This window comes from Bdellovibrio sp. BCCA, from assembly GCF_037996825.1.
Classification (GTDB): Bacteria; Bdellovibrionota; Bdellovibrionia; order Bdellovibrionales; family Bdellovibrionaceae; genus Bdellovibrio.
Window position 1 is genome coordinate 1,543,795 of record NZ_JBBNAC010000001.1, and the last position, 25,865, is coordinate 1,569,659.

Below are 25,865 nucleotides of genomic sequence, written 5' to 3' on the forward strand. Positions count from 1 at the left end.
TAAAGTCCCCCAATCTCAAGCCTTTTTTGCACTGTGTGAAAAAGCTAAACGCTTGAAAATACGTGGTTCTGGGGTGATTATACGGGACTATGTCGACGACCAAACTTGAATCCATCAAAGAAACAGCTCTAGCGGCTTTTAAAGCGGCCCCGAGCACCAAAGACCTTTATGACCTCAAAGTTCAATACTTGGGGAAAAGCGGATCTCTTACAGAGATCATGAAAGAAATGGCCACTTTGCCAAAAGAAGAGAAGCCTCTTTTTGGTAAAAAAGTAAATGAAGTGAAGCAACTTCTTGAGGTGGCTTACACGGAAGCTGAAGAAAATCTCAAAAAGAAAGAGATCTCAGCAAAGATGTCAGCAGAAGAAATCGATATGACTCTTCCTGCTTTCACGCAACCTAAAGGCACGCAACATCCCGTTCACATTGTGACGGAAGAGATTTTCACAGTGATGGCGCGTTTGGGTTACAGCGTTCGCACGGGTCCACTCATCGAAAAAGATTATTATAACTTCGAAGCTTTGAATATTCCGGCGGATCATCCCGCGCGTGATATGCAAGACACATTCTTTATCGATAAGACTCATGTGTTAAGAACGCACACGTCTCCGATTCAAATTCATTCACTTGAAACAGAGAAGTTGCCTTTGCGTGTGATCGGTACAGGTCCTGTGTTCCGTTGTGACAGTGATATTTCGCATTTGCCAAACTTCCATCAGATTGAAGCTTTGTGTGTGGATGAAAAAGTTTCGATGGCGGATTTAAAGGGCACGATCAGTTTCTTCGTTCGTGAATTCTTTGGTCCGGGTTTGAAAACTCGCTTCCGTCCAAGTTTTTTCCCATTCACGGAACCGTCTGCGGAAGTGGATTGCTCTTGCCCGATTTGTAAAGGCAAAGGTTGCAGCCTTTGTAAGCACTCTGGATGGATCGAAATCGGTGGCTGCGGTCTTGTGAATCCGAAAGTATTCCAAGCAGCAAAAATCGAATATCCAAAATGGCAAGGTTTCGCGTTTGGATTTGGTATCGAGCGCATGGCGATTATCAAGTACGGCATTGAAGACATCCGTTTATTCCCTGAAAACGACGTAAGATTCTTAAGGCAGTTTGTAAAATGAAGATCAGTTTAAAATGGCTCCAAGATTATGTAGACGTAGCAGAGTTTTTCCAAAAGCCGGAAGAACTTGCTGAGGCATTAACTCGCGCAGGCCTTGAAGTTGAAGAGATCACAAATCGCGCAAAAGATTTTAATCACGTAGTGATTGGGCACATCCTTGAAAAAGACAAACATCCCAATGCGGATAAATTGTCTTTGTGCCGTGTTTCGACAGGCGAGGGTGTTGTTCATCAAATCGTGTGTGGAGCGCAAAACCACAAAGCCGGTGACCGTGTGATCGTGGCTTTGCCGGGTGCGGTTCTTCCAGGAAACTTTGCTATTAAAAAATCAGCCGTTCGTGGTGTGGATTCAGCAGGGATGTTGTGTTCTTTGAAAGAACTAGGACTGGCGAAGGAATCTGATGGTATTGCGATCTTGCCTGCGGATGCTCCGGTTGGAAAACCTTATGCAGAGTATGCTGGATATGACGACATCACTTTTGAATTAAAGGTGACTCCGAATCGTGCGGATTGTTTAAGCCACTATGGTTTAGCTCGCGAAGTCGCTTGTCTTTTCGGTAAAGAATTGAAAGCCCCGAAAGCGGAACCAAAAACAAGTTCTCAATCGACAAAATCAGAAATCGCTCTTGAAGTGAAAGCTTTTGATTTGTGCCCTCGTTATACAGGCCGCTTTATTAAAGGTGTTAAAGTTGGTCCTTCTCCGGAGTGGCTAAAAAAACGTATCGAGAGTGTCGGACTTAATTCCATCAACAACATCGTCGACGTGACGAACTACGTGATGATGGAACTAGGGCAGCCTTTGCATGCGTTTGATGCGGCTTTCATTGGTGGTAAAAAAATCATCGTGGATCGCGCAACAGCGGGCGAAAAATTCATCACTTTGGATGGATCTGAAATTTCTTTGAACGGTGAAGAGCTCACAATCCGTGATACGTCTCATCCGGTGTGTTTGGCCGGCGTTGTGGGTGGAAAAAATTCTGGAGTTAGCGATACAACTACGAATGTATTCTTGGAAGCAGCTTACTTCTTGCCAATGAGTGCGCGTAAAACATCTCGCTCTCACGGTATTGATACGGATTCTGCTTATAGATTCTCTCGCGGGGTTGATCCAGATGGAGCACTTCGTGGTTTGAACCGTGCAACCGCTTTGATTTTGGAAGTGGCTGGTGGCGAAGCTTATGGTGATCATCATGACTTCTATCCAAACCCAGTGAAGAAAACTCCGGTTTCTATTTCTGTGCAAACGGTTTCAGATCGTTTGGGTTATGAAGCGGAAGAACATAAATTTGTCGATTTCATGAAGCGTTTGGGTTGTGAAGTGGAAAAAATGGGAAGCGCTTACAAAGTTCTTCCTCCGACATTCCGCTTTGACCTTGAGCAGGACATGGACTTGGTTGAGGAGTATGCGCGCCTCAATGGTTACGAGCACATCCCAGAATCCTTGCCGGTATTTGCTTCGGCACCTTCTCATCATGACAAAGCATTTATGCTCAATCGAACAACAAGTGAGTTGATGCGTGCGGAAGGTTTCCAGCAAGCGTTCAACTTTGCGTTTGTGGGTTCCAAAGGTGAAAAGGCTTTCTTGGGTTCTTTAGAAACAATGAAAGCGGCAGGTCTGACTTCTTCAGAAAAAGAGATTCGCATTATGAATCCTTTGAATGAAGAGATGGACGTGATGAGATCTTCATTGAGCTATGGTCTTTTCAAAAACCTGAACACAAATTTCCACTATGGAAATATGCAAGGTCGTTTGTTTGAGATCGGAAACACTTTCGCAGTGAAAGACGATGGCTCTTACGGCGAAAGCAGTCGTTTGGGATTGGCTCTTTGGGGTAAATCTTCAAACCTTTGGAACAAGTCTTTGGATTATCCTATCGTGTTTGAACTTAAAGCAGCGGTTGAAGTGTTGCTCAAATCTTTGAATATTTCTTCTTATACGTGGGTAACGCCGGCGAACAAGGCCGAGGTGCCAGCGTTTATGCACCAAGGGCAATATGCTCAACTATTGGTTGAAGGTAAGAAGGTTGGTTTTATCGGAACTCTTCATCCGGTTCTCTTGGATGATAACAAGATCCGTGTGCCAGCGGCCCTTGCTGAGCTTGATTTAGATCAGCTTTATAAGGGTCAACCTCGTCCATATCGTATTCAAAGTGTTTCTAAGTTCCCAGTGGTAGAGCGCGATTTCGCTTTCGTGATGCCGAAGACTTTGAAAGTCGGCGACGTTATGAAAGACATCCGCAAAGCAGCTGCGGGATTGCTTGTGAATGTAGACGTCTTTGACCTTTACGAAGGGGAGAAGATGGAAGCAGGCAAAAAATCCGTCGCTATTCGTCTATGGCTTCAGGATAAAAATGCCACGCTGCAAGAAACGCAAATCAACGAAGTGACTAACAAGGTGCTAGAGAGTCTCAAAAAGAATTTTGATCTTTCTGTGAGATAAATTCTTGATTGTTTTCGAGGGCTTGGTAGGCTCAAGGTAAGTAACTTATGGAGTTGTTATAATATGGCAGGCCAGAACTTAGGTAAATCAACGGTGACTAAGGCCGATATCGTCGAGAACGTTTATCAAAAGATCGGTTTCTCGAAAAAGGAAGCTTCTGAACTTGTTGAGTTGTGCTTCGATACCTTGAAGGATGTTTTGCAAAACGGCGACAAGGTTAAGATTTCGGGATTTGGTAATTTCGTTGTTCGCGGAAAGAATGAAAGAATTGGTCGCAATCCACAAACAGGTGAGCAGATCAAGATCTCCGCTCGTCGCGTTCTTACGTTCCGTCCGTCTCAAGTTTTGAAGGCGATGTTGAACGGTGAAGAGTATGCTCACTTAAAAGATGAGGACGATGATGATGACGACGATTACGATGACAACGAATAGTCCTGAGAATCTCGAAGTGGAAGTGTCTGAACTTTCACTTGGGGATCAACAACTGGAGTTTATCGAAGAAGTTGAAGAGACATCGGGTCCTATCACAGCGTCAGCTCCGATTTCGATCCCAGCAATGCTTTGTGATGATAAACTTCTTGAAGAGATCAACGCTATCCCAGACAAAATGGGATTTAAAATCGGTGACGTGGCAGAGATCTTGGGAATCAAACAATACGTTCTTCGCTACTGGGAGACAGAGTTTGAAATCCTTCGTCCGAAAAAAGCTTCCAACAATCAACGTATGTACACACGTAAAGATGTTGAGAATGCTCTTTTGATCCGCAAGCTTTTGCACCGCGATCGTTTCTCGATTGAAGGTGCAAGAAACGCGATGAAAGAATTAAAAGCCCATGTCCGCAAAGAAAAAGACATGAGCCAGGTTTATCACAAGCTAGAAAATCTCAACGAAAGAGTTGAAGACCTTATTCTAGATATCCGTAAAGTTCGTCAGATCTTTAAATAAAGCGATCTCCCGGAAGGGAGACCGCCTTTTCTTAGTTTAAATGTTGGCTGTCAATTCTATAGCCGCGAATTCGAATCGTACCGCCAAAACCAATTTTAGGATTAAAAGTCTCTTCGGAGTGTCTTTGCAAGACTTCGCCCTTCCAGTTTACTTTGTCGACACCCGTTCGGAATTTTCTAGGCATTTGAATGTCGTTCTTAATGTGTAAGATCGGTAGATTTTGATTCTTTTTAAAGATCTCACAGCCCGGTTGATTTTCAATTCTCACTGTCAAACTGTCACCATTGCCCTCGCGCTGGAAGTATCTTAGTGGGCAAACTACGTCCGTGAACTTTGTTTCATTTTTTTCGTAAGTCGCCACTGTGAACTTCAAAGTTAGCCCTTCATAGATTTCTTTAAACTGTCCTACGGGGCGTTCCACTTTTCTCATGCGGGAGAGGCTTGAAGAATATTCTGTCGTGACAATGAATTGATCTTCATAGCGTCCACAAGTTCTAACTTCTTCGCAGACATTTTCGCGACGGCACGATGCCACTTCAGGGCCTACGGATCTATTGATACAAGTGGCAGGAACTGAATGGCAAACAGACTTCGTTGAGCTTTCAACACAAACGTTATTGGAAGCTTTTGTTGTTTTCGGTTTTTCAAGTTCGCGTTCTTCGATATTTAAATAACTGGGAGAAATCTCTAAAAGATCACCTTGCTGAATCGTCAATCCTGTTTCAATCGATGAATCATTGTTAAAAAGAGATGGTCGATTGAGGCCCTGGTCTGCGACTTCCGCAGACGCTTCGCCGATAACAACAGAGCGGTCGTTCAGAGGTTGCAAGCGCGTTGTGCTTCTAAAAACACGGCTTCCTAAAGTGTTTTCCGTTCTTTCGAAACTAAATGAAAGATTTTGTTGGAAGTCGCGATAATCGCGGTTGAACGTAACGCACGCCATGGCTCCCGAGCACTCTAACTCCACTTTTTTTACATCAGGAACGTTAACAAAGAAAAGCTCCATCGCTTGATCCACAGCGAATTTCAATTGCTGATCGTAGTTGCCGCGGATATCCACACTCAACGTCTGATTGCGCATGATCTTTTCTGTGTAGTAGCGGGCATCGACTGAAGCAATGCCTTTGTAGTTCGCTTTAAAGTGAATTTCCAATTCATCGTAGATGCGGCGTTTGTCAAACGTCACCGTCACTTTAGAAGTTAAATAAGGAACCATCGTTTGGTAGTCGGCGCGCAGATCCACCGTGTTGTTGTAAAGTGCACTTTGCAAAATATATTGCGCCATGCTTTTGCTTGTACGTAACGCCACGGTGAAAGGCTTCGTTAAGTCACAGTAGTCAGAAACAGCAAGGTCTTTTGGCGTGACATCGAACTCACGATCAACAACCTTGATTGAAAAAGCCTTAGGGCATCCGGGAAGCAAGGCGACTTTGTTGCGACTGCGCGAAGAGATCTCAGTTCTAAGGTCATCCGTCTTTTTAATCAAATAACTTTCAGGCACATTGATAAGATCTTGCCCTTTAGGACCCGGGATTTTGTTTTCAAGACCGGAAACCATGGTGACATGAAATGGAATGCTCACGGTGCCATCTTCATTTTCAAGAATCGAAACGCGTGCGCCATCAGCGGTGGAGAAAGCATAAACTTTGGGAGCAATAAAAACAAAATCTCCGTACTCTTTTTGATCTAATGTAAAGAGCTGGGCATTGTAACGGGGATCTACGGGGAAAGGAGTGAGCGTTGTGAGTTGCGCTTCTTGTTTAAGGCGTTTTAAGGCTTCATCGGTCACTTCTTGAGTTGTGACGGTAAGACCTGTTTTCTCATCGATGATGGTTTTTGGAGTTTTGTAATCTGTCTCGGCGACGGGTTTAGGATTGATCGGTGAAGGTGTTAGGGCTTTATTCGTGGAATTGTCTTTCTGACAAGCCATCAGGGCTGTGCAGGCAAGAAGGGGAAGAAGTCGTTTTTTGTAGTTCATTGGAACCTCCGATTTTAGTTATGAAACCGGATATTTCAATGTCAGTGCCGCGCTGTATTCGAATATATTGCTTTATGGACGGTATTCGGACGATTCCGTCCTAAATCTTGGAAACCTCATTCGCCCAATCAAGAATAGCGCCCACGCGATCTCCAAGAAGGGCTTTGGCATTTTTGTAGTTCACCCAACAATATTCCTGATGTTCGGGGCGTCCCAATTCCTCGTTGATTCCTAAGGTGACATCCTTGGTTTTAACTTCGCCAATATAATAGCGAGCCACCTTTCCTTGACTGTAAGGAGGAGTTTCTTTGTAAACCTCGCCGAAAGGAAATTGCACTGTTTCGATGCCGGTTTCTTCTTGAAGTTCGCGTTTGGCAGCGGCGAGAGGATCTTCGTTTTTTTCTACTTCGCCCTTGGGAAAGTCCCAGTAGTTGTAAGAGCGCAAAAGTAAAAATAAAATCTCGTGATTTTCCTTGAAGATGGGAACAATTCCTGCGGAGAAACGTTTCATTGAGGGGGCACTCATAATTGCTCCGTGGCAAGTGAAGTGGTCTGCGCGACTGGATTTGAACCAGCGACCTCTTGCACCCCAAGCAAGTGCTCTACCAAGCTGAGCCACGCGCAGATCAAGTTGTTCTTAAGTTTATTAAATGACATTTAACTTGCGCAAGGAGCGGCATGACATGTCAATTGTGTGAAATACGAGGACAAAGTGTTGTTGGGAATCCTATGCTTGTTCTATGAAAAAATCTTTTCTCTTTTTTGTGCTATCTCAGTTTGTTGCGGTTTCTGTATTTGCGTCCATCAAAGTGGCTATCACTGTCGATGATCTTCCCACACATCAAGATCTTCCTCCAGGGGTGACGCGTGAAATGGTCGCCAAGAAAATGACCCAGGTTCTTCGTAAACATAAAATCCCTGAAGTCTATGGGTTCATTAATGCAGGTAAAGTCGAAAAGAAAAATGAGTCTAAAGAAGTTTTAAAAATTTGGAAAAAAGCGGGATATCCTTTCGGCAATCACACTTATCTGCATGAGGATATCAACAAAGTTTCTCTGGAAGATTATAAAAAATCTATCGAACTTAATGAGCCCATGTTGAAACAGTTAAGTGGTAAATCGAACTGGAAATTTTTCCGTTATCCTTATCTGCGTGAAGGGGAGACACTTGAAACGAGAAATACTATCCGCAGTTTCTTGAAAGATCATGGATATCAAATAGCGCAAGTGACAATTGATTTTGAAGATTGGAGCTGGAACGGCCCTTACTCTCGTTGTGTGGCAAAGCAAGATCAAGAATCCATTGCATGGCTAGAGCAGACGTACATCAAAAATGCGATAGACATGCTGGATCGTGCGGAAGTTCTTTCTCAGTCTCTCTTTAAGCGCAGCATTCCGCATGTGCTGCTTCTGCATATCGGTGCATTCGATGCAGAAATGATTGATAAGCTTATTACGGAGTATAAGAAAAAGGGTGTGGAGTTTATTCCACTTTCTGAAGCACAGAAAGATGAAGTGTACTCTCTAGATCCGGCTTTGCCTGCAAAACGAGGATCTGAACTCACATATCAGTTCATGAATGCGCGCAATTTAAAATTAGCAGATGTCGGATTAAAGAAATACGAAGACTATCCGGAAGAGAAACTTCAAACAATTTGCCAGTAGGATTTTATGAATCTGATTTTGCGTGAGCTTACCTTGCAAGACGAAGCGGCTTTTCTAAAGGGCATGGAAGACTGGAAAGGTGAAGACCTTACTTGGTACACATTTGAGTGGAAGCCGGGGATGTCTCATAGAGAGCATTTGCAAATTCTCGAAGACGCGAAAGATGCAAAGAAGATTCCTCCAAACAGAGTTCCATCGTCCATGCTTTACGCTTTTGTCGACGGAGAAATTGTGGGACGCTTGAACATTCGTCACAGTTTGAATACCTACCTCCTGGAAAGAGGCGGGCACATCGGCTATGCCGTAAGTCCTCGTCATCGCAAAAAAGGGTACGCGAGCGAAATATTCCGTCAAGGGCTTCAATATTGCCAAAAACTCGGAATTAAAAAATTACTAATTACCTGTGCCGATCACAATGTGGCGTCGTGGAGAATCATTGAAAAATTTGGCGGTTCTTTAGAGAACAAAATTTTTGACGAAACTAAGGAGGAATATGTTCGTCGCTACTGGATCAATACTTAGTTCAAGACATATATTGATTTTTAAATCAAAACCCTAGACCTTTTCTTAAACATACACATAATTTACATATTCGTTTGACTCTAGTCTTTGGCCTTTGTATCGTTATTGAAGGCTCTTTCTAGAGTTAAAAATCCCAAAGCGCTTATATTTGTCTATATATAAATAGATTTTTTATATCTAAAGGTCTATCTATATATAGACGATATGTTATTATATGTCTACATATAGATAGACTAATAAGGTGGCCTTATGGGAACAAAGACGGCAAAGCTCCGCAGAAATCAGCTCGATAGATTTTTTAACGAGCATAAGACATTTCTTCTTGGCAAAGCGCCTAAGTACGGATGGGTCAAAGAGATCCGCCAGGCTCTTGGGATGACGATGCAAGATCTTGGAGAGCGACTCGGAGTGATCAAACAACGAGTAGAGCGCATTGAAAAAGATGAAGTGACAGGGAAGCTGACTTTACAAACTCTGCAAGAGACAGCCGGAGCGCTCAATTGTGATTTGGTTTATTTCTTTGTTCCCAAGGGCGAAGGACTGCAGCGCACTTTGGAAGAACAAGCTCGTAAAGCCGCGCGAGATATCGTGCGCAGCACAGAGCACACGATGCAACTGGAGCAGCAAAATACGTCGCGCCAGTCGCAACAGCAATTGATTGAAAACATCGTGCAGGAACTATTGTTGAAAGAGGATCGCAGAATATGGAGAGCGCCAAGTGAAAATCCAAAGTCCTCCAGGGGCCACGCCTCTCGACGATGAAACTTTACGCGGGCTCATTCCGGGGCTTACGACCCAAGGGGAGCTTGACGAGTTTGAGGCCGCTGGAATTGCGCGAGCGCTGCTTTGGGCTTTTAACAGCCGCACTTTAAAGAAAGATCTTCTTAGTGCCTCGGGGCTTTGTCTTTTGCACAGAAAAATGTTTGAAGAAACCTGGGAGTGGGCCGGACAGTTTCGAAAAAAAGAAACAAACATCGGCGTTTCTCCCGAATCCATTCAAAATAATTTGGCGATTCTTTTAGATGACGTGAAGTTTTGGCTCGCTCATCAAACATTTTCCATGGAAGAAATCGCCGCCCGCTTTCATCATCGTCTTGTGTGGATTCATCCATTTCCCAATGGAAATGGACGGTTTTCTCGTCTGGCAGCGGATCTCTTGATGAGGCAATATGAGGGAATAAATTTTTCCTGGGGCCAAGAGCATTTAGGAAGAATGGGTGAGAAAAGAGAGACTTATATTAAAGCTCTTAAAATCGCCGACCAGCATCAAGACTATGATCCTTTGATTCGTTTTATGAAAAGCTAACACGGTTTTTACCATCAATTGTGTTATCATAGTGTTTTCTGTAAAGAGGAGTTCCGAATGAAATTAGAAGGTGGCATTAATTTTCGAGATCTCGGTGGTTATCTTACAGCAGACGGCCGTCGTGTGAAAAAGGGACACTTCTTTCGTTCAGGGTCTCTTTCTAGATTAACAATGAAAGATTGCGAAGTTCTGCAAACCCTTCCGGTAAAACACATCATCGACTACCGCGATCATCACGAATCTGAAAACGACAAAGATCAATTGTGGCAGGGAGTGCATTATGAATGCTGTCCGGCGAATCCGGCAAGTCATGCCTCCTCTGCGGATGATGGTGATTTCTTTACATCACAAAGGCTCGAAGCTTTGCCAAAAGATTTCATGGAGACATTGTATCAACGTCTTCCTTTTGCGAATCCTGCGTATCAAAAACTTTTTCAAAGAGTTGAAAACTTGCAAAACGGTTCCCTGGTTCAGCATTGTGCGGTGGGAAAAGATCGCACGGGCGTAGGTTCGGCTTTGCTGTTGTTGTCTTTGGGAGTTCCAAAACAAACGGTCGTTGAAGATTATCTTTTAACTGAACAAACACTTCATCCCTTCCGTATAAAGATTCTTAACCAAATTGAGCACAGTCTTAGTACCGAAGCTTTAAAGCGTTTTCACTATATGATGTCGGCCAATGAGCAGTTCCTTCATGCTGCGTTTGGGGAGATTGAAAAGCGTTACGGAAGTATGGAAAGTTATTTTGCGAATGAATTCTCGCTTTCTTCAGAAAAACGCCAAAGTTTACAAACAAAATTCTTAGAATAAGCGTCTCAAACTGAGACGCTCCCTCTAGCTTTGTCTCGCATGACCGATAAGTGAGACATGGACACGAAGTTCAATCCGGACGATTACGTTGCAGTTTCCAGGGACGAATTTATTGCGGGCACGCAGGTGCCGGTTGATATCTTCCTTAAACTTTCCGAAACAAATTATGTGATGATTTTAAAGGAAGGTGCCAAGGTCAGCTTTGATCAAATGCACTTTCCTGAAAAAGCGGAATGGCTTTACGTGCGCCGTTCAGACTATCACAAATGCGTTGGGCAAACGTTGACCGTTGCAGGCATTGTGATCGACAGTGACAAAATCAGCGAAGAAAAGAAAACGCTTTTTCTGTCTAAGGCCGCAGATTCAATTTTTAAAGAAATTGAGCACCTCGGTTTTGATCACCAAGCTTTAGAGCATTCAAAGATCGTCAGTAAATCCATTCAAACGCTGGTTGAAAATAAGCCTGATATCGCGGCTGTCATTAATATGATGTCAAACCTCAGCGATGAACTGATTCGTCATGCGATGATGGTCTCAGCGATCTCTGTGATTATCGCTAAATCCATGAAGTGGACGCTGGCACAAAACTTAGAGAAATTAGCTCTAGGAGCCTTGCTTCACGACGTCGGAATGAAAGAGCTTCCCGATGAAATTCTAGAGATGCCAAGACACGCTATGAGCCGCGATCAGGCCGCGACTTATGAGTCTCACGTCCACCGTGGTGTTGAAATCTTAAGAAGCATGCCTTCGATCTCTGACGATATTATCTCTATCGTTTTAGAGCATCATGAAAACGCGCCAGGGCAGGGTTATCCTCGTCGTTTGCGCGATATAAAGATTAATCCCTTTGCCCGTGTGGTGGCATTAGCCGATTGTTTTGCAGAGATTGTGATGCAATCACCGAATAATCCGCATCCTAAAAGTGCTATAGCTGCGATTCAATTTATTGAAGTGACGTTAGGACAGCCGTTTCATAAGCCCGCATTTGTGGCTTTGAAGCAAGCCCTGCAAGGGCCTGCTCCTGCGACTGTTAAGAAAGTGATCTAGTGACGAACAAGCTCTGGAGCTGTTTCGTTAGCAAGCTCATGCAAGCAATCAACAAAGAATTTGCAAATGATGAACAAATGAACTTGTTCATTGGCTTCCAAGGCCGGCTCTAATTCCGGAGACATGAAAAGCTCTTCAATGATGTAGTTCAAAATCTCAGGTTGACCTTCTTTCATTGATTTTTCTTGAAGGTCAGCGATGACGTCATCGTTGATTTGCAGATATTTTTCAAACTCTGCTTCGTTTTTCTCAAAACGCTCAACCACTTCTTCTTCATTCATTTTACGTAGGTTTTGATACTGCTCTTCAAAAGATTTGTTAAGGATAAGGGCCATCATGAAACCCAAGTCTTGAGCGCCTTCGCTCATGTCTTCGATGAACTCCATAAAGAAACCCGCAAGATCAGGTTGTACTTCGAAAAGATGTTGAGAGGCTTTTTCGAGGTCACTTTCTTCCGTGATACTGCAGATTTTATCAATCGAATTTTGCACAGTTTGAAACGGGATTTTTTCCATGAGAGCCTCTTTTGTTTTTTCTTCAGTTTTTTTCGTTACTTTGTCTTTCCCATAATCAAGAAAGAGTTTTATATTTGCAGAATACACGGGGAGTGTAGAAATATGCAATTTATTACGGCGGCGATGCTTTGTTTTATTTCAGTTCTGATGATGAGCGTCTCAAATGCGGATGAACCGAATCTGGATTTTTATTCCCATAAGGTGCAGCCGATTTTTGACAATCGCTGCTTAGCTTGCCACAGCTGCTTTAATGCCCCCTGCCAGCTTAATTTGCAGAACTATGAGGCGTTCCAGCGTGGTGCAAATAAGCTTAATGTTTATGATGGAACGCGCACAAAAAGTGTAGAACCCTCACGAATCTGGATCGATGCGCACGGTGTTTCCGAATGGCGAAAACGTGGATTTTACGACGTCAATACCTCTAAAAAGCCTGAGGAAAATCTTTTTTTAAGTTTCCTGAAACTGCGCCAAGAACATCCGGCTAAAGCCATTGAAAAGCAAGTCGCTGACACTCAAGTCTGTGCTGCCACCATGACCGACTTTGCCACTGTAGCCAAAAGCTCTCCGCAATTAGGCATGCCCTATGGTTTACCGACTTTAAGCGCTTCTGAAATCCAAATGCTTGAAACGTGGATTACCAAAGGCGCTCCGGGTCCTTTAGAAAAAACCAAAAAAGAGTGGGCGAAAAATCCTGTTGAAATACAAAAGCAGATCGAAGAATGGGAGAAGTTTTTAAACGAAAAGCCTCTTTCGCACCAGCTCGTCAGTCGTTACTTGTATGAGCATTTGTTTCTGGCTCACATCTATTTCCCTGAAAAGAAAAATGAATTCTTCCGTTTGGTGCGCTCAAAAACAAATTGTTCTCACGGTATTGAAGAGATTGCCACTCGCAGGCCTAATGACGACCCAGGAGTTAAACGTTTCTTTTATTGTCTTCAAAAATTCCCCGGCACAGTCGTCATGAAAACTCATATTCCCTATGAATGGAACGCTGCCAAACTAGCTCGTTATAGAAAACTATTTTGGGAAACAGAGTGGGAGGTAAAAACGCTACCGAGCTATGAAGCGGGCGTGGCGGAAAATCCGTTCATCGCCTTTAATCAAATCCCGGTGAAGGCTCGTTATCTGTTCTTGCTTGACGATGCTCAATACCACGTGAGTACCTTTATTAAGGGACCTGTCTGTAACGGCAGCATGGCAGTGAATTCGATTCAGGAACAGTTCTACGTCTTTTTCTTGAATCCTGATTCTGACAATATGCTTTTATCAAAAGAATATGAAGGGCAGGCTCAGGGACTTCTTATGATGCCGGGAGTGTGGGGAAGTGATATTGAAATCAAAGACACACCGGTATTCTTAAAACGCTTAGTTGATCATCGCGAAAATTATAGAAAACTTCGTACCGAATGGCTTAAAAAATTAAAACCCCAAGGGTATGACCTCAGCGATATTTGGAACGGTGATACAACAAATCCGAACGCTGTCTTGACCGTGTTCCGCCATAACGACAACGCCGTTGTTTTAAAAGGAGCTGTTGGAGACTTATCAAAGACGGCTTTTGTGATGGATTACGCCTTGTTTGAGCGTCTCGTTTACAATCTTGTGGTGAATTTCGACGTCTTTGGAAACATCAGCCATCAACTTCTAACTCGCGTTTATATGGACATGATTCGTATGGAGGCCGAAGAGCTTTTCTTGATGTTCCTTCCGCCGGAACAGCGTCTGGATTATCGCCGTAAATGGTATCAGGGCCTTTTGGCGCAAGCGAAGATGACATACATCTTCCCTACGGTGGGGTCGGCCGAGCCCACGGGAGTACGCTTTAATGAGGACAGCAAAAGTACAAAAAAACAAATGGTCGAAAAGATTTTGTTTTACCGTATGAATGAAAAAGTCCGTGGTTCTTTTGATACTGTGAACTGGAAAGTTTTGGAAGTTCCTGAAAGTCTTAAGAACCAATGGAAGGTTTCCGGCGTGGAAGCTGAGCTCAGAAAGATAGCATCTGTTAAGGCCGCCAATGACACTCCTTTTGCGCGTTTCTTTCCGGACTTTGCATATCTTAAGATTCAACCGGCTAAAGGAGACATTCGTGTTTTCTCTTTAATTCACAATAAAGAGCACGAAAACATTTCTTGGATTTTAGGCGAATCACTGCGAATGGCTCCGAAAGAAGATTCTTTGACATTACGTGAAGGCTATTGGGGCTCTTATCCGAATATGATTTTCGATGTGAAGGAAGAAAATCTTCCGATTTTTGTGAGTGCCGTTAAGAAAATAAAATCAGCCAAGGATTATCAAAAGCTTGTCACAGATTTTGGCGTGCACAGATCTCAAGAGTCTTTCTGGATGCACTATGATGAAATGACGGCTCATCAGAAAAGAACGGATCCAGTTAATTTTGGCTACTTGGATCTGACTCGTTACGAATTAAAGTAAGAAAGAAAATTTTTCGCTCTTCTCATCCCAAAGAACCGTGTAAACCACGCAGTTCGGGGTGGGAAGAATCTCTGTGAGATCGGGGCGAAGCATGTGCAGAAATCGTCTCATCACAAAACCGTGAGTAGAAATCGCCGCATTCTTAAAAACATGTTCTTTGCAGATTTTCCTTAAAGCGGAATCAAAGCGTGCAATGGCCTCACGAGCGCTTTCAGCCGCAGGAAAATGAAAATCTAAATTTTCTGGATCAATCGATGTCCACTTTTGCCATGCATCCATGCCGAACTGAGAGTGAACATCATCTTGAATCATACCTTCAAGAACACCTAAAGAAACTTCACGCAGTTCCGTCAAAAGATGCACCGGGCGGTCTAAGTGAGCATTTGCGATGTGGGCTGTTTCTTGGGCTCTGACAAGATCGCTGCTAAAAATAACATCAATGGGATTTTCACTAAAGAAAGTCTGCAAGCTTTGCGCTTGTTTGCGGCCTTCTTCATTCAAAGGAATATCAGTGTGGCCTTGCATGCGACGAAGATTGTTCCAGTCTGTTTGCCCATGTCGAAAGATGTGTATGATTCTTGGCATAGTGCCCCTATTGAAGCACTTGCCAGAGGGAACGGAAAGGGAAAAGATCTAAATATGACTGCTATTTTAAAAGCTTTTCGACAAGCCTTTGATTCTCTTTTGCGTCTTCAAATGTTTTGGTTGATTTTGTTGCCGCCATTCTTATCCGTCTTCGGATTTTTTGTTCTTTTTGTTATTTTCTGGTCAGCCTGGGTGACAGGCTTAGGGAACTTTCTTGCGCAGATGTCGATTTTTCAGTGGCTGCAAAGTCTCACGGGACTTAACGGTTTTGCCTCATGGACGGCGGTGATTTTTCTTATTCTTGTGTTTATTCCTCTAGCGTATTTAGGCGCTGTTTTACTCACATCTATTTTTGTGATGCCCATTGTTCTTTCACGAGTGGCAGGTTCGGATTTTAAGCATCTTGAAAAGAAAAAGGGCGGCACCACGGTAGGAAGTTTGTGGAATACGCTTTGGACGACGATAATTTTTATCGTGGCCTTTGTTGTGACCTTGCCGTTGTGGCTTATTCCTGGGTGTCAGGTCGTTGTTCCACTTTTTCTTACGGCATGGCTTAACAAAAAGATTTTCGTTTATGACGTTCTTCAAGACTACGCGAGCCCTGACGAACGAAAAGCCATTGAGCGTGAAGAATCAGGAGCTCTTTATGGATTGGGGCTTTTATTAGGACTCCTCTCATATATCCCGCTAGCGATCTTCTTTGTTCCGGTTTTATCAGCACTTTCTTACACTTATTATGGCCTGAATGCTTTGCAAGAGCGCCGAAGTGGCGAAACCTAGTGGATTTTTAAGGGCCTTTGGTGTATCTATGGGGCATGACGAAGTGCGGCCACGAGCGAAAAAATATCGATATTGATTCTCTCAACGAGAGAGTGCGCAAAGCGGGGATGAAACTCACCTCTCAGCGCAGTCAATTGCTTAAGATTTTGCTCAATCATCCAGAGCCCATTTCAGCCGATGAAATTTTTAAAAAATTCGATAACAAATCAGACGGCATGGACCTCGTTACGATCTACCGTATTCTTAAAAAATTTGAAGAAGCGGCTTTGGTTTCGCGTTTGGAATTTGGTGACGGTGTAGCGCGCTTTGAGTTGACTCTTGAGTCCGGTCACCACCATCACCATGTGATCTGCCGTCTTTGCCAACGAGTTGAACCGTTGCATATTTGCGATCTTGATCAACATATCAAAATGGTTGAGACCATGGGCTACAAGCAGGTCTCTCATCGTCTGGATTTCTTTGGCGTGTGTTCACGCTGTCAATAATTTAAAGCTTCTTCTTGCTGCCATTTTGGCAAATGAATCACAAAACTCGTATTGGCAGAATTGTGATTTAAACTCAATGAACCTTTGTGAGCGCGCATGATTCCTGCAGAAATGCTCAGACCTAAACCGGTTCCTTTGCCAACCTCTTTGGTCGTAAAGAAAGGAAGCATCATCTGATTGGCAATATCAGAGGGAATTCCAGGACCCGAATCGGTGACGGTGATTTCCACGGAGTCGACCCATTCTTTTACTGAAATACGAATCCATTTATTTTCCAAATATTGAATAGCATCAAAAGAATTATTAAGAAGATTCAAAAGAACTTGTTCGATCTGGATCAATCGGCATTCGACTTCCAGCTCTTCGTCAATTTTTCCGACTTCAATTTCCACACCGTGATTGTAGAAACGCGTGCGGCAAAACTCCAATGTCTCGTCGATAATTTGTTTAAGTGAAACGACTTCAAAAGGGTCATAAGCTCCCTCTCGCGCAAAAGAGCGGAGAGATTTGACAATGCGGGCGATTTTATCTGCCGTACGACTGATACTCTCAGCTGCTTGCTTGATTTTTTCGGGATCTGTCTTGCCGTTCTCCACCATTTGCGAAAGTTGAAAAGCTCTCGCCTGAATGACGGTGAGGGGATTGTTGATCTCGTGAGCTATGCCGCCAGACATTTCACCAAGAGCCGCCATTTTTGCTGCAGAAATCAATTTCGCTTTGGCCTCGTTGATCTGCTGCTCTGTTAGAATTTCCTCTGTAGAATCCCACGCGACACCGTACATGCGTTGTGAAGACTCATTGGAAAGATATTTTCCGTAACAGCGAATGTGATGCACTTCTTGATTTTTGTGAGTGATACGATACGTGACATAAAAGTCCTGATGTTTCTCAGCAGCTTCTTGGACTTTCATATTCACGATTTCCATGTCCTCACGATTGGAACGCTTCCAGACTTCTTCAAGCGGATTCATGGAAGGAATGTTCGGGACACCGTGGATTTCGTACATACGCTGGTCCCAAAGAAGTTGATTTTTCTCAACATCCCACTCCCACGTTCCCATTTTGGCTGCCGACAAAGACAGATTGAGTTTTTCAATGGTCTTTTTTTGAGTTTCTTCAAACTCCTTACGGTCATTGATATCCGTTGCAACACCTAAGATGGCGGTCACTTCGCCGGCTTCGTTGCGGGAAAAAACTGTGATACGGTCACTGTGCCAGTGATATTTACCGTCACGATCTTTAAATCGATACTCTAGCGACATAACTTCGCCGTCTTTGAGATTGCGGGATTTGGCAACACCTTCGCGAAGAGAGGGAATATCGTCCGGATGCATAGTCCGAGCATAATACTCAGACCCCATGCGGCGAATTTCTTCAAGGGTGTAGCCGTAAAGTTCAGGACCGCGTTTATTAAGCCAAATAAGGTTCTCTTCCTTAAGATCAAAAATATAAATGCTATCGGAAATAGCATTATTGATTTTCTCAAGGATCGCGGCTTCGTCTTGAAGTTGTTTTTTATCCATAACTTTGTTTAGTTTACCCGGCTTTTGCCTAACGCGAAACGGCTAAATCATAATAAAACCCTAACAATACAGGGCGGCATATTGGTGCTAGATCTTTTAGCCATATTGAGGAGAGTTTATGTTGAAGAATATCATTCTGTCTTTATCTTTTGTGGTGGGTGCTTCTGCGGCCCATGCCCAAGTCCCAGTTATTAAGATTGATGGTTCCAGCACTGTGTTTCCTATCACGGAAGCCATGGCTGAGGAGTTTCAAACGGCACAAAAGGGAAAAGTTCGCGTGACAGTAGGTATCTCTGGCACGGGCGGTGGCTTTAAAAAGTTCTGCCGTGGCGAAACGGATGTTCAAGATGCTTCTCGTCCAATCCAAACTTCTGAAATGGAAGCCTGTCGTGCAGCCGGTGTAAAATACATCGAAATTCCTATCGCTTATGATGCGACAGCGGTTGTTGTAAATCCAAAGAACTCATGGGTTAAATCTCTGTCTGTGGCAGAGCTTAAAAAAATGTGGGAGCCAGGAGCTCAAGGTAAAATCGCTAAATGGAGCGATGTGAACCCAGCTTGGCCAAAACAAAATTTGAAACTTTACGGTGCGGGTTCTGACTCTGGAACTTTTGATTACTTCACTGAAGCGATCGTTGGTAAAGCGAAATCTTCTCGTGGTGACTACACGGCAAGTGAAGATGACAACACTCTTGTAACGGGCGTTGCTAATGATCAGTACGCATTGGGTTACGTTCCTCTTGCTTACTACGAAGAGAATAAAGCGAAGCTTAAAGTTGTAGCTATTGTTGGCGGCGACAAAGCTCCTAAAAAGAACGAGGCCGTTCCTCCTTCTCGTGAGACAGTTGAAAAAGGCACTTACTTCCCATTGTCTCGTCCGATCTTTATTTATGTAAGCGAAGCGGCATTGAAAAAAGCAGAAGTTAAAGACTTCGTGAACTTCTACTTGAGCAACTCCGCACAGGTTGTTCCTCAAGTGAAATACGTTGCTTTGCCAGCGAAAGCTTACGAAACAGGCAAAGAACACGTTAAAAAAGGCAAGCTAGGAACTGTTTTCGGAGGTCACTCTGAAGTAGGTCTTAAAATTGATGAGTTGATGAAACGTGAAGGTTCGTTGTAGTTTATCCCTGTGAGTAAAAGCCAACTCAAAAAACTATCTGAATTTACATCCGCCGACCACCCGGTCCGGCGGATGCGTCGTTTAAGAGAACGCGCCATTGAAACGGTGCTTTTCTTAGCGGCAGCTTCTTCTGTTCTTGTGACAGCTGGAATTGTCGGAATTCTGGTTGTGGAAAGCATTCCGTTTTTTAGTCATGTGTCTTTGAAAGATTTTTTGACGGATACGGAATGGACACCTCTTTTTGAAAATGCTCATTACGGAATTCTGCCTCTTCTGTGTGGGACTTTCCTATCAACAGTGATTGCTTTGTCCGTAGCAATTCCACTTGGAACTGTGGCAGCGGCATTTTTAAGTGAGTACATCCGTCCTTCTTTGCGTGAAATTTTAAAACCTCTTCTTGAATTATTAGCGGCGGTTCCGACGGTAGTTTACGGTTACTTTGCTTTGTTATTTGTTACGCCACTTTTGCAAAAGGTAATTCCATCTTTGGGGGGCTTTAACGTTTTAAGTGCAGGGATTGTGATTGGAATCATGATCGTTCCTTATGTGAGCAGTCTTAGTGAAGATGCTATGCGCTCAGTCCCTGGACATTTGCGTGAGGCTTCGTTTGCTGTGGGCGCTTCTCGCATGCAAACAGCATTTCGCGTGGTGATTCCTGCAGCTTTCTCGGGAATTTCTTCAGCGTATATTTTAGGTATTTCCCGTGCGCTTGGTGAAACCATGGTTGTGGCGATTGCTGCCGGTATGCAACCAAATCTGACTTTGAATCCCACAGAACCTGCGGCAACGATTACGGCATTTATCGTGCAAGTGAGCTTAGGTGATTTGCCTCACGGTTCTATTGGTTATCAGTCGATCTACGTCGCGGGCTTAAGTCTTCTTGTTTTAACGTTGTGTTTTAACGTGATCGGCCTTTGGCTTCGTAAGAAGTTTCAGGAGAAAGAGTGATGGAATTGTCACAGTCTCAGCAAATTTCAAAACCCAGTGCCATCGAAGCAAAAGAAGATATTCTGAGCAATATCAAACGTCGTCAGATGTGGGATTTTATTTTTGCTGTCTTGGGACTAATGTCTTTGCTTTTTGCTTTGGTCACACTTTTGACTTTGATTATCGATCTCGCGATCACCGGTGTGCCTCGTATTAATTTTGAATTCTTCACCAATTTTCCGTCGCGATTTGCTGAAAGAGCGGGGATTTTGTCAGCGTGGGTGGGCTCGTTTTGCATTATGCTGACAACGGCGTTTTGCGCAATTCCTTTGGGAGTAGCCGCCGGCGTTTATCTTGAAGAGTACTCAAAGAAAAATTGGGTTTCGCAATTAATTGAACTGAATATCATCAATCTGGCGGGGATTCCTTCGATCACATACGGTCTGATGGCTTTGGGGCTTTTTGTTTATAAGTTAAAACTAGGACAAAGTATTTTGACGGCGGGTCTGACATTAGGACTTTTGGTTTTGCCGATCATTATTGTGACCACTCGTGAAGCGATTCGCTCGATTCCAAACACCATCCGTGAAGCCAGTTACGCGATGGGGGCGAGTAAGTGGCAAACTATCCGTTATCATATTCTGCCTTACTCCTCTGGGGGTATTCTCACGGGCGTGATTATTTCTTTGTCGCGCGCAATTGGTGAAACAGCTCCTTTGATTACGATTGGGGCTTTGACGTTTATTGCGTTTTTGCCAACTCCTCCTGTCGAGGGGCATTTTCCTTTTGTTAATTTTAAATGGCTCATGGATCCGTTTACCGTGATGCCGATTCAGATGTTTAACTGGTTGTCGCGTCCTCAGCCTGAGTTTCACGTGAATGCGGCGGCGACCGGGGTCATTCTTTTGTTGATGACCTTGATTATGAACGGAGGAGCTATTTATCTGCGCCTTCGCTTCCGTAAAAAGATGAAGTGGTAATGACTATGGAACTACAGCTTCGTGCCGAAGTTAAAAATTTGCTTTTCTCTTACGGGGATAAAAAAGTCCTCAACGGCGTGACTTTGCCGGTTTACGAAAATCGTGTGACGGCTTTGATCGGACCTTCAGGCTGCGGGAAGACGACATTGCTTCGTTGTTTTAATCGCATGCATGACCTTTATCCAAATGCCAACTATCAAGGGGAAATCCTACTTCACCCGGATCGTCGTAATATCCTGGGTAAAGAAATTGATCCTATGGAAGTGCGCATGCGTATCGGAATGGTTTTCCAAAAACCAAATCCGTTTCCAAAAAGTATTTATGAAAACGTCGCTTACGGCCTCAAGGTTCGTGGCGTAAAAAAGAAAAGTTTTATCGAAGAACGTGTTGAGCGCTCTTTGCAACAAGCCAGTCTTTGGAATGAAGTGAAAGATCGTTTGAACTCATCTGCGACAGCCTTATCAGGTGGACAGCAGCAGCGTCTTTGTATTGCGCGTGCCTTAGCAACAGAGCCCGAGATTTTGTTGTTGGATGAACCAACATCCGCTCTTGATCCGATTTCCACTCGTCACATCGAAGAACTGATTCAAGAACTTCGTAAAGAGGTGACGATTGCCATTGTCACGCACAGTCTGCATCAAGCAGCCCGTGTCTCTGATTTCACAGCGTTTATGTACTTGGGCGATTTGATTGAATTCGGCGCCAGCGACCAAGTCTTTACAAACCCAAAAGACCCACGCACAGAAAACTACATCACAGGCCGTTTCGGATAGAAGGTACGCCGTACCTTTTTGAAACGCGCCAGGTTATGATAGTATCATTTGATACTATCACTTATGGACGAGCTGTCTCTTAAGTTAAAGAAACACAAATCTTAAAGTGACTTTGCCGTAAAAGGCGTTGCCGATGTCGACGGGATTCTTGGGATCCGTTGTGTAGTTTTCATCAACAAAGAAGGCGCGATCAAAGGCGTGTCCTGCTTCGAACTCTGCGAAAACAGATTTTGAAAGCGGAGACTTAATACCTAAGAAAATTTTTTTCTCGTCGTAAAACAAGCGGTCGTTGCGGTTGGCTCTGCCGTACAAATAATAAGTGACTTGCGAAAAATCGAGTCCCGTATAAATACGAGCGTATTCATTGAGTTTGTAATTGATCGAGCCTTTGAAAACCCAGGGAACGAGAGTGAAGACTTCAAGCCCCCATTTTTCAGCGTAGTCCCAGTTTACTGAAGCAAAAGGAACGCCGAAAACTCCGCGGAAAGTTTTTGAAGGAGCATAGAAGTAAGCAAAGCCTGGAAGTGGAATTTCGTTTAGTATCGGACGGTTGTTTGAATAGTCTACAAGCAAAAGCCAACGGCTGGTGTCGTCGCTTGGATAAGAATAAAATGCAGTGATCCCCAGTGTTGTGACCGTGGAATCTTCAAATGGTTTGTCGCTCGCAGATCCATAGCGTGCGGAGACAGACCAAAGGCGTTGTTCGTCTAAAGCTTTTGTGTAACCAAGGCCGACTTGCATGTCGTACAGTTCTGAAAAATTATTTTGCGCCGGACGAACGGAAAATTGTGAACCACTTAATGAAAATGACACTGCCTCGTCGTCGGTTTTGTAAACTGGTGCGATAAAATTCATCGATTGGTAAGACGTCGAAGCGCGCTCTTGAGGAAAATCCGATTTGTCGTGAAAAAGTCCTGAGTAGCTCAGCATCGTCTTTTGCATCTTCGGAGGTGTCAGTCCCGAAGTCAGTTCAAAGGCATGCGATGAAAGCGTAAAAAAGATAAAGGCAAAAAATATCCAAGAGGCTTTTGTCATACGCTTTTCAGCATAGAAGCCTCTTTGACGCCTTACAAGTCGTAATATTATTTCGGAGTGGGAACTATATTCTTTCGATACGAACGACGCGCGCGCAGTTCTGGCAGATCTCCGTGATCGGCCATTGAAGTTCGGCGGGTTTTACTTTCACTTCGGTTTGGCAGTGAGGGCAGCGGGTTTCTCCGCTTAAAACGCGGCCTTCGCTTTTATAAGTTCGTCGCGCAAAGAACAGTCCCAGAAAAAAGAAAAGAGGAACCGTCACAAAATGGAAAACGGGGATAAGAACCGAAACAAGAGCAATCCCCCAAAACAGAGCCAGTTTCTTAAGAGCTTGCGACATTCGTTCAGGTGGAGAGAAATGCTTTATGTAAACAAAACCGTCAGTGCGACGTTCGTCACCAACGTTGGCTTGGATTAAAACTTTTTCCCCTTGTGCTGTGGCATCCATCTTGGGCTCCCTGTTGTGTGGCCATATTGAAAGTGCTCTGTGGATGGGTCAAGACACGGTGTTTCGATGCGGGGAGTTGAGAGTTAACACATATTGTTCCGGAGATCGGTTGTTTCTCAAGCGTGCATATATTGTATGTACATATATCAAATCAGTGATAGGCTGCCTTCATGAAGAAGGAATACGATTTTGGTAAGGCGAAAAAAAATCCTTACGCAAAAAAATTAAAAACTAGAACGACCATTCGCTTAGATGAAGATGTTATCGAGTATTTTCAGAACTTAGCCGACGAAACAGAAATTCCCTATCAAACGCTGATTAATCTATTTCTGAAAGATTGTGTGCGCCAAAATCTTCAGCCGGATTTGAGTTGGGCAAGAAAGAAGAAGTAGTCCCTCTAGGCGATGCGTCATAACTCAGAAATAAGTGCCAGCTAAATGATTCCGCCGTTAGGCTTTTGTGTATGAAAGCACTTCACTCTGACAAATATTTTATTCGCGAATCGCTGTTCAATCTTGTTGAGCTCTCTTTGTTAGCTCGCCTTTATGAAGAACATTGTATTCCGTCTGCAAGCAGTGGAGTTCTGAATCAAGCTTCTCTTGCGCAGACTTTGCTTAAGATGAAAGCAACTGAAGGCAAAGGCGTGCTTCGTGTAGCAATCTATGAAACCGATCCCATTGGTTTTTACTGGAAGTTTGAAGATCAGGTGCTGGCTCATTGGGTTCACCCAGAGCACCGTGGGCAAGGCGTTGAGCAAGGTCTTCTCGGTTAATCTTATGGACGGCAAAACCGCGTCTTCATTCTGGCAAGGCAAGCGGGTTTTTATCACTTATCCGACAAGTTTTTTGGGCGCGTGGATGGCTTTAGCTTTAGAGCATCTTGGCGCTCAGGTTTTTGGATTTTCTGAAACGGCGGGGAAGACTCCCAATCTTTTTGATCTCACTAATTTAGCTCAGCGTATTTCTATGACGTACGGAGACCTTCGTGACGAAGAGGCCTTCCGTCAGGTTTTGCAGTTTGCCCAAGCGGATATTGTCCTGCATCTGGGGGAAACAGGTCTTCTAACGGAAGCTGAAAAAAAACCGCTAGAGATTTTTTCTAAATCTGTTTTAGGAACAGCAACATTGATGGAGCTTTTGCGTGAAACGGCTTCTGTGCGCTCCGTGGTTGTTGTTAGTTCAGATAAAGTTTATTCTCGGGCAGCCGATAATAAGGCGTTGTCGGAAACGGATAAAATTGCGGCTCAAGACATTTTACCGACAGCGAAGCTTTGTTCTGAGTTTGCGGCTCTTTCTTATCGGAATACTTTTTTCTCTCCGGAAAAATATAATAAACATAAAATAGCCATTGCGACGGCGCGAATTGGTTCTGCCATTGGGGGCGGAGATTTTTCTGAAACGTCTTTGATCCCGCAAGCAGTGCAGAGTTTTTTAAATAAAAAACCTTTTGATATTCGCAATCCTCAATCAGTGCGCCCGTGGATCCATGTTTTAGATCAGGTTGATGGGATTTTGAAACTGGCCGAAGCGCTGTATGTGAAAGGGCCGAAACTTGCTGAGACTTACAACTTGGGTGCTGCTGAGTATGAGAGTGTCGGTGAGGTGATAAAGGAGTTCAGTCAGGTATGGGGAACAACATGGTCTTCCATATCTGAAAATACAGGAAAATCTTTTTTGTCTTTGCATGGACGACTTAATAGCGAGTTGGCTAAAAAAGATCTTAGTTGGGCTCCTTCTTGGGACTTAACGAAAGCTTTGCTTGAGACTTCCAAATGGTATCAGAAATACTTTTCTGGAAATTCCTTACCAGAGCAATTGACTGCGTCAGTAAGAGAATATTTTTCTGTTGGGTCGTGATACCCTTCCGGGATTCGGAAGATCCAAGTTCATTTCAATAGCTTGCATGCTGCTCTAAGTGATTGAAAATACATTGTTTTTCAGAATTCATGTCTTTGCGTTTGGGGCTTGGCATGAGAATGCAGCAAGGACATTCCTATATTTGAAACTTTACTTATAGTTAAAAATAACTTATATTTAAAAATAAGAAAGCAGCTGCATGAGATGGACTATCAAAAGAGCTCCCAGTGTGGATGTCTCGATGAAAAAAGACTTCCAAGCTGGTCGCCTAACAACTGATGACATTATAGTTATCAAAGAGTGGGTTGAGCAGGTGGAAACATACGGGCCTGATTCATTAAGGCAAGTGTGGGGTAGAGGGGATCGAATGAACCCTGATGTGTTAAATCGTGAACTAAGAATAGTGAATTTGTGGAATGATCACGATCTTGATGGTCACTTAAAAGGATGTCGATCTTCAAGTTTTAGTAGATTGGGTCGCATCATTTATAAAGTAGTGGATAACAAAATTCAAATTATAGAAATTTTAAAAGTTACACCAGATCATAAATATTGAGGTCTGATATGGGAGAAAGGAGT

28 protein-coding genes and 1 tRNA gene are annotated in these 25,865 nt (G+C 43.7%); 21 read left to right on the forward strand and 8 right to left on the reverse strand.

Annotation, left to right across the window (positions count from 1 at the left end):
* Positions 1-89 precede the first annotated feature (89 nt).
* From pheS to AAAA78_RS07595, 4 genes are all read left to right on the forward strand, one after another.
* A complete protein-coding gene (gene pheS, locus AAAA78_RS07580; protein ID WP_340591172.1) occupies positions 90-1,115 on the forward strand; it encodes a phenylalanine--tRNA ligase subunit alpha in 1,026 nt (341 codons plus the stop codon).
* Positions 1,112-3,553 (forward strand): phenylalanine--tRNA ligase subunit beta, encoded by a 2,442-nt coding sequence (gene pheT / locus AAAA78_RS07585; RefSeq protein ID WP_340591173.1) that lies wholly within the window; start codon positions 1,112-1,114, stop codon positions 3,551-3,553. The genes pheS and pheT overlap by 4 nt, the downstream gene beginning before the upstream one ends.
* Positions 3,554-3,646: 93 nt before the next feature.
* Positions 3,647-3,985, forward strand: coding sequence for an integration host factor subunit alpha (locus tag AAAA78_RS07590; protein ID WP_063208455.1), 339 nt, complete (start codon positions 3,647-3,649; stop codon positions 3,983-3,985).
* Entirely contained in the window at positions 3,954-4,499 is a 546-nt protein-coding gene (locus AAAA78_RS07595; RefSeq protein ID WP_340591174.1) for a MerR family transcriptional regulator, read from the forward strand. Before AAAA78_RS07590 ends, AAAA78_RS07595 begins: the two co-directional genes overlap by 32 nt.
* A gap of 31 nt (positions 4,500-4,530) precedes the next feature.
* Here the strand turns inward: AAAA78_RS07595 and AAAA78_RS07600 are convergent, their stop codons facing one another.
* The 3 genes from AAAA78_RS07600 to AAAA78_RS07610 form a co-directional block, all read right to left on the reverse strand.
* Positions 4,531-6,477 (reverse strand): hypothetical protein, encoded by a 1,947-nt coding sequence (locus AAAA78_RS07600; RefSeq protein WP_340591175.1) that lies wholly within the window; start codon positions 6,475-6,477, stop codon positions 4,531-4,533.
* Between the two features lie 100 nt (positions 6,478-6,577).
* Positions 6,578-6,988 (reverse strand): NUDIX domain-containing protein, encoded by a 411-nt coding sequence (locus AAAA78_RS07605; protein WP_340591176.1) that lies wholly within the window; start codon positions 6,986-6,988, stop codon positions 6,578-6,580.
* 37 nt (positions 6,989-7,025) lie between these two features.
* Positions 7,026-7,102 (reverse strand) — tRNA-Pro (locus AAAA78_RS07610).
* Between the two features lie 115 nt (positions 7,103-7,217).
* Between AAAA78_RS07610 and AAAA78_RS07615 the strand changes: the two genes are divergently transcribed.
* The 6 genes from AAAA78_RS07615 (at position 7,218) to AAAA78_RS07640 (ending at position 11,823) form a co-directional block, all read left to right on the forward strand.
* Positions 7,218-8,141 carry a polysaccharide deacetylase family protein gene (locus tag AAAA78_RS07615; RefSeq protein ID WP_340591177.1) on the forward strand — a complete coding sequence of 308 codons (924 nt, stop codon included), beginning with the start codon at positions 7,218-7,220 and terminating at the stop codon, positions 8,139-8,141.
* 6 nt (positions 8,142-8,147) lie between these two features.
* Positions 8,148-8,663, forward strand: a complete 516-nt coding sequence (locus AAAA78_RS07620) for a GNAT family N-acetyltransferase (protein WP_340591179.1) — start codon at positions 8,148-8,150, stop codon at positions 8,661-8,663.
* Positions 8,664-8,912: 249 nt separating this feature from the next.
* Positions 8,913-9,425: a mobile mystery protein A gene (locus AAAA78_RS07625; protein ID WP_340591181.1), complete on the forward strand. Its 513-nt coding sequence runs from the start codon at positions 8,913-8,915 to the stop codon at positions 9,423-9,425.
* Positions 9,382-9,969 (forward strand): mobile mystery protein B, encoded by a 588-nt coding sequence (locus tag AAAA78_RS07630; RefSeq protein WP_340591183.1) that lies wholly within the window; start codon positions 9,382-9,384, stop codon positions 9,967-9,969. The genes AAAA78_RS07625 and AAAA78_RS07630 overlap by 44 nt, the downstream gene beginning before the upstream one ends.
* Positions 9,970-10,026: 57 nt before the next feature.
* The gene (locus AAAA78_RS07635; RefSeq protein ID WP_340591184.1) at positions 10,027-10,776 is read left to right on the forward strand and encodes a tyrosine-protein phosphatase; all 750 of its coding nucleotides are present in this window, start codon (positions 10,027-10,029) and stop codon (positions 10,774-10,776) included.
* A 57-nt stretch (positions 10,777-10,833) separates the two neighbouring features.
* Positions 10,834-11,823 (forward strand): HD-GYP domain-containing protein, encoded by a 990-nt coding sequence (locus tag AAAA78_RS07640; protein WP_340591186.1) that lies wholly within the window; start codon positions 10,834-10,836, stop codon positions 11,821-11,823.
* On the opposite strand, the gene AAAA78_RS07645 is transcribed toward AAAA78_RS07640, so the two are convergent.
* Positions 11,820-12,338 carry a hypothetical protein gene (locus AAAA78_RS07645; RefSeq protein ID WP_340591187.1) on the reverse strand — a complete coding sequence of 173 codons (519 nt, stop codon included), beginning with the start codon at positions 12,336-12,338 and terminating at the stop codon, positions 11,820-11,822. The genes AAAA78_RS07640 and AAAA78_RS07645 overlap by 4 nt on opposite strands.
* Before the next feature lie 102 nt (positions 12,339-12,440).
* Here AAAA78_RS07645 and AAAA78_RS07650 point away from each other — a divergent pair, with 102 nt between their 5' ends.
* Positions 12,441-14,774, forward strand: a complete 2,334-nt coding sequence (locus tag AAAA78_RS07650) for a fatty acid cis/trans isomerase (protein WP_340591189.1) — start codon at positions 12,441-12,443, stop codon at positions 14,772-14,774.
* Here AAAA78_RS07650 and AAAA78_RS07655 read toward each other — a convergent pair.
* On the reverse strand, positions 14,766-15,359 hold the full coding sequence (locus tag AAAA78_RS07655) for a histidine phosphatase family protein (protein WP_340591190.1): 594 nt from the start codon (positions 15,357-15,359) through the stop codon (positions 14,766-14,768). The genes AAAA78_RS07650 and AAAA78_RS07655 overlap by 9 nt on opposite strands.
* Before the next feature lie 54 nt (positions 15,360-15,413).
* Between AAAA78_RS07655 and AAAA78_RS07660 the strand changes: the two genes are divergently transcribed.
* Positions 15,414-16,139, forward strand: coding sequence for an EI24 domain-containing protein (locus tag AAAA78_RS07660; RefSeq protein WP_340591191.1), 726 nt, complete (start codon positions 15,414-15,416; stop codon positions 16,137-16,139).
* Between the two features lie 35 nt (positions 16,140-16,174).
* Complete coding sequence (locus tag AAAA78_RS07665; protein ID WP_295902710.1) at positions 16,175-16,624, forward strand: Fur family transcriptional regulator; 450 nt, start codon at positions 16,175-16,177, stop codon at positions 16,622-16,624.
* Here the strand turns inward: AAAA78_RS07665 and AAAA78_RS07670 are convergent.
* A complete protein-coding gene (locus AAAA78_RS07670; RefSeq protein ID WP_340591193.1) occupies positions 16,618-18,147 on the reverse strand; it encodes a PAS domain-containing sensor histidine kinase in 1,530 nt (509 codons plus the stop codon). The two genes, AAAA78_RS07665 and AAAA78_RS07670, sit on opposite strands and share 7 nt — an antisense overlap.
* Positions 18,148-18,265: 118 nt before the next feature.
* Between AAAA78_RS07670 and AAAA78_RS07675 the strand changes: the two genes are divergently transcribed.
* The 4 genes from AAAA78_RS07675 to pstB all read left to right on the forward strand — a co-directional run bounded on the left by AAAA78_RS07675 (position 18,266) and on the right by pstB (position 21,947).
* Positions 18,266-19,267: a PstS family phosphate ABC transporter substrate-binding protein gene (locus AAAA78_RS07675; protein ID WP_340591195.1), complete on the forward strand. Its 1,002-nt coding sequence runs from the start codon at positions 18,266-18,268 to the stop codon at positions 19,265-19,267.
* A gap of 72 nt (positions 19,268-19,339) precedes the next feature.
* Positions 19,340-20,215: a phosphate ABC transporter permease subunit PstC gene (gene pstC, locus AAAA78_RS07680; RefSeq protein WP_340591196.1), complete on the forward strand. Its 876-nt coding sequence runs from the start codon at positions 19,340-19,342 to the stop codon at positions 20,213-20,215.
* An 86-nt stretch (positions 20,216-20,301) separates the two neighbouring features.
* Positions 20,302-21,174 carry a phosphate ABC transporter permease PstA gene (pstA, locus tag AAAA78_RS07685; RefSeq protein WP_413944813.1) on the forward strand — a complete coding sequence of 291 codons (873 nt, stop codon included), beginning with the start codon at positions 20,302-20,304 and terminating at the stop codon, positions 21,172-21,174.
* 5 nt (positions 21,175-21,179) lie between these two features.
* Complete coding sequence (gene pstB / locus AAAA78_RS07690; RefSeq protein ID WP_295902734.1) at positions 21,180-21,947, forward strand: phosphate ABC transporter ATP-binding protein PstB; 768 nt, start codon at positions 21,180-21,182, stop codon at positions 21,945-21,947.
* 84 nt (positions 21,948-22,031) lie between these two features.
* Here pstB and AAAA78_RS07695 read toward each other — a convergent pair whose 3' ends face one another.
* Both AAAA78_RS07695 and AAAA78_RS07700 read right to left on the reverse strand, forming a co-directional pair.
* On the reverse strand, positions 22,032-22,982 hold the full coding sequence (locus AAAA78_RS07695) for a hypothetical protein (RefSeq protein ID WP_340591199.1): 951 nt from the start codon (positions 22,980-22,982) through the stop codon (positions 22,032-22,034).
* Between the two features lie 64 nt (positions 22,983-23,046).
* Positions 23,047-23,430 carry a hypothetical protein gene (locus tag AAAA78_RS07700; protein ID WP_340591201.1) on the reverse strand — a complete coding sequence of 128 codons (384 nt, stop codon included), beginning with the start codon at positions 23,428-23,430 and terminating at the stop codon, positions 23,047-23,049.
* A 170-nt stretch (positions 23,431-23,600) separates the two neighbouring features.
* Here AAAA78_RS07700 and AAAA78_RS07705 point away from each other — a divergent pair, with 170 nt between their 5' ends.
* The 4 genes from AAAA78_RS07705 (at position 23,601) to AAAA78_RS07720 (ending at position 25,842) form a co-directional block, all read left to right on the forward strand.
* Positions 23,601-23,822 carry a BrnA antitoxin family protein gene (locus tag AAAA78_RS07705; protein ID WP_340591202.1) on the forward strand — a complete coding sequence of 74 codons (222 nt, stop codon included), beginning with the start codon at positions 23,601-23,603 and terminating at the stop codon, positions 23,820-23,822.
* Between the two features lie 71 nt (positions 23,823-23,893).
* Positions 23,894-24,202, forward strand: coding sequence for a hypothetical protein (locus tag AAAA78_RS07710; protein WP_340591204.1), 309 nt, complete (start codon positions 23,894-23,896; stop codon positions 24,200-24,202).
* A 4-nt stretch (positions 24,203-24,206) separates the two neighbouring features.
* A complete protein-coding gene (gene rfbG, locus AAAA78_RS07715; RefSeq protein WP_340591206.1) occupies positions 24,207-25,286 on the forward strand; it encodes a CDP-glucose 4,6-dehydratase in 1,080 nt (359 codons plus the stop codon).
* Positions 25,287-25,527: 241 nt separating this feature from the next.
* A complete protein-coding gene (locus AAAA78_RS07720; protein WP_340591208.1) occupies positions 25,528-25,842 on the forward strand; it encodes a hypothetical protein in 315 nt (104 codons plus the stop codon).
* Positions 25,843-25,865 lie beyond the last annotated feature (23 nt).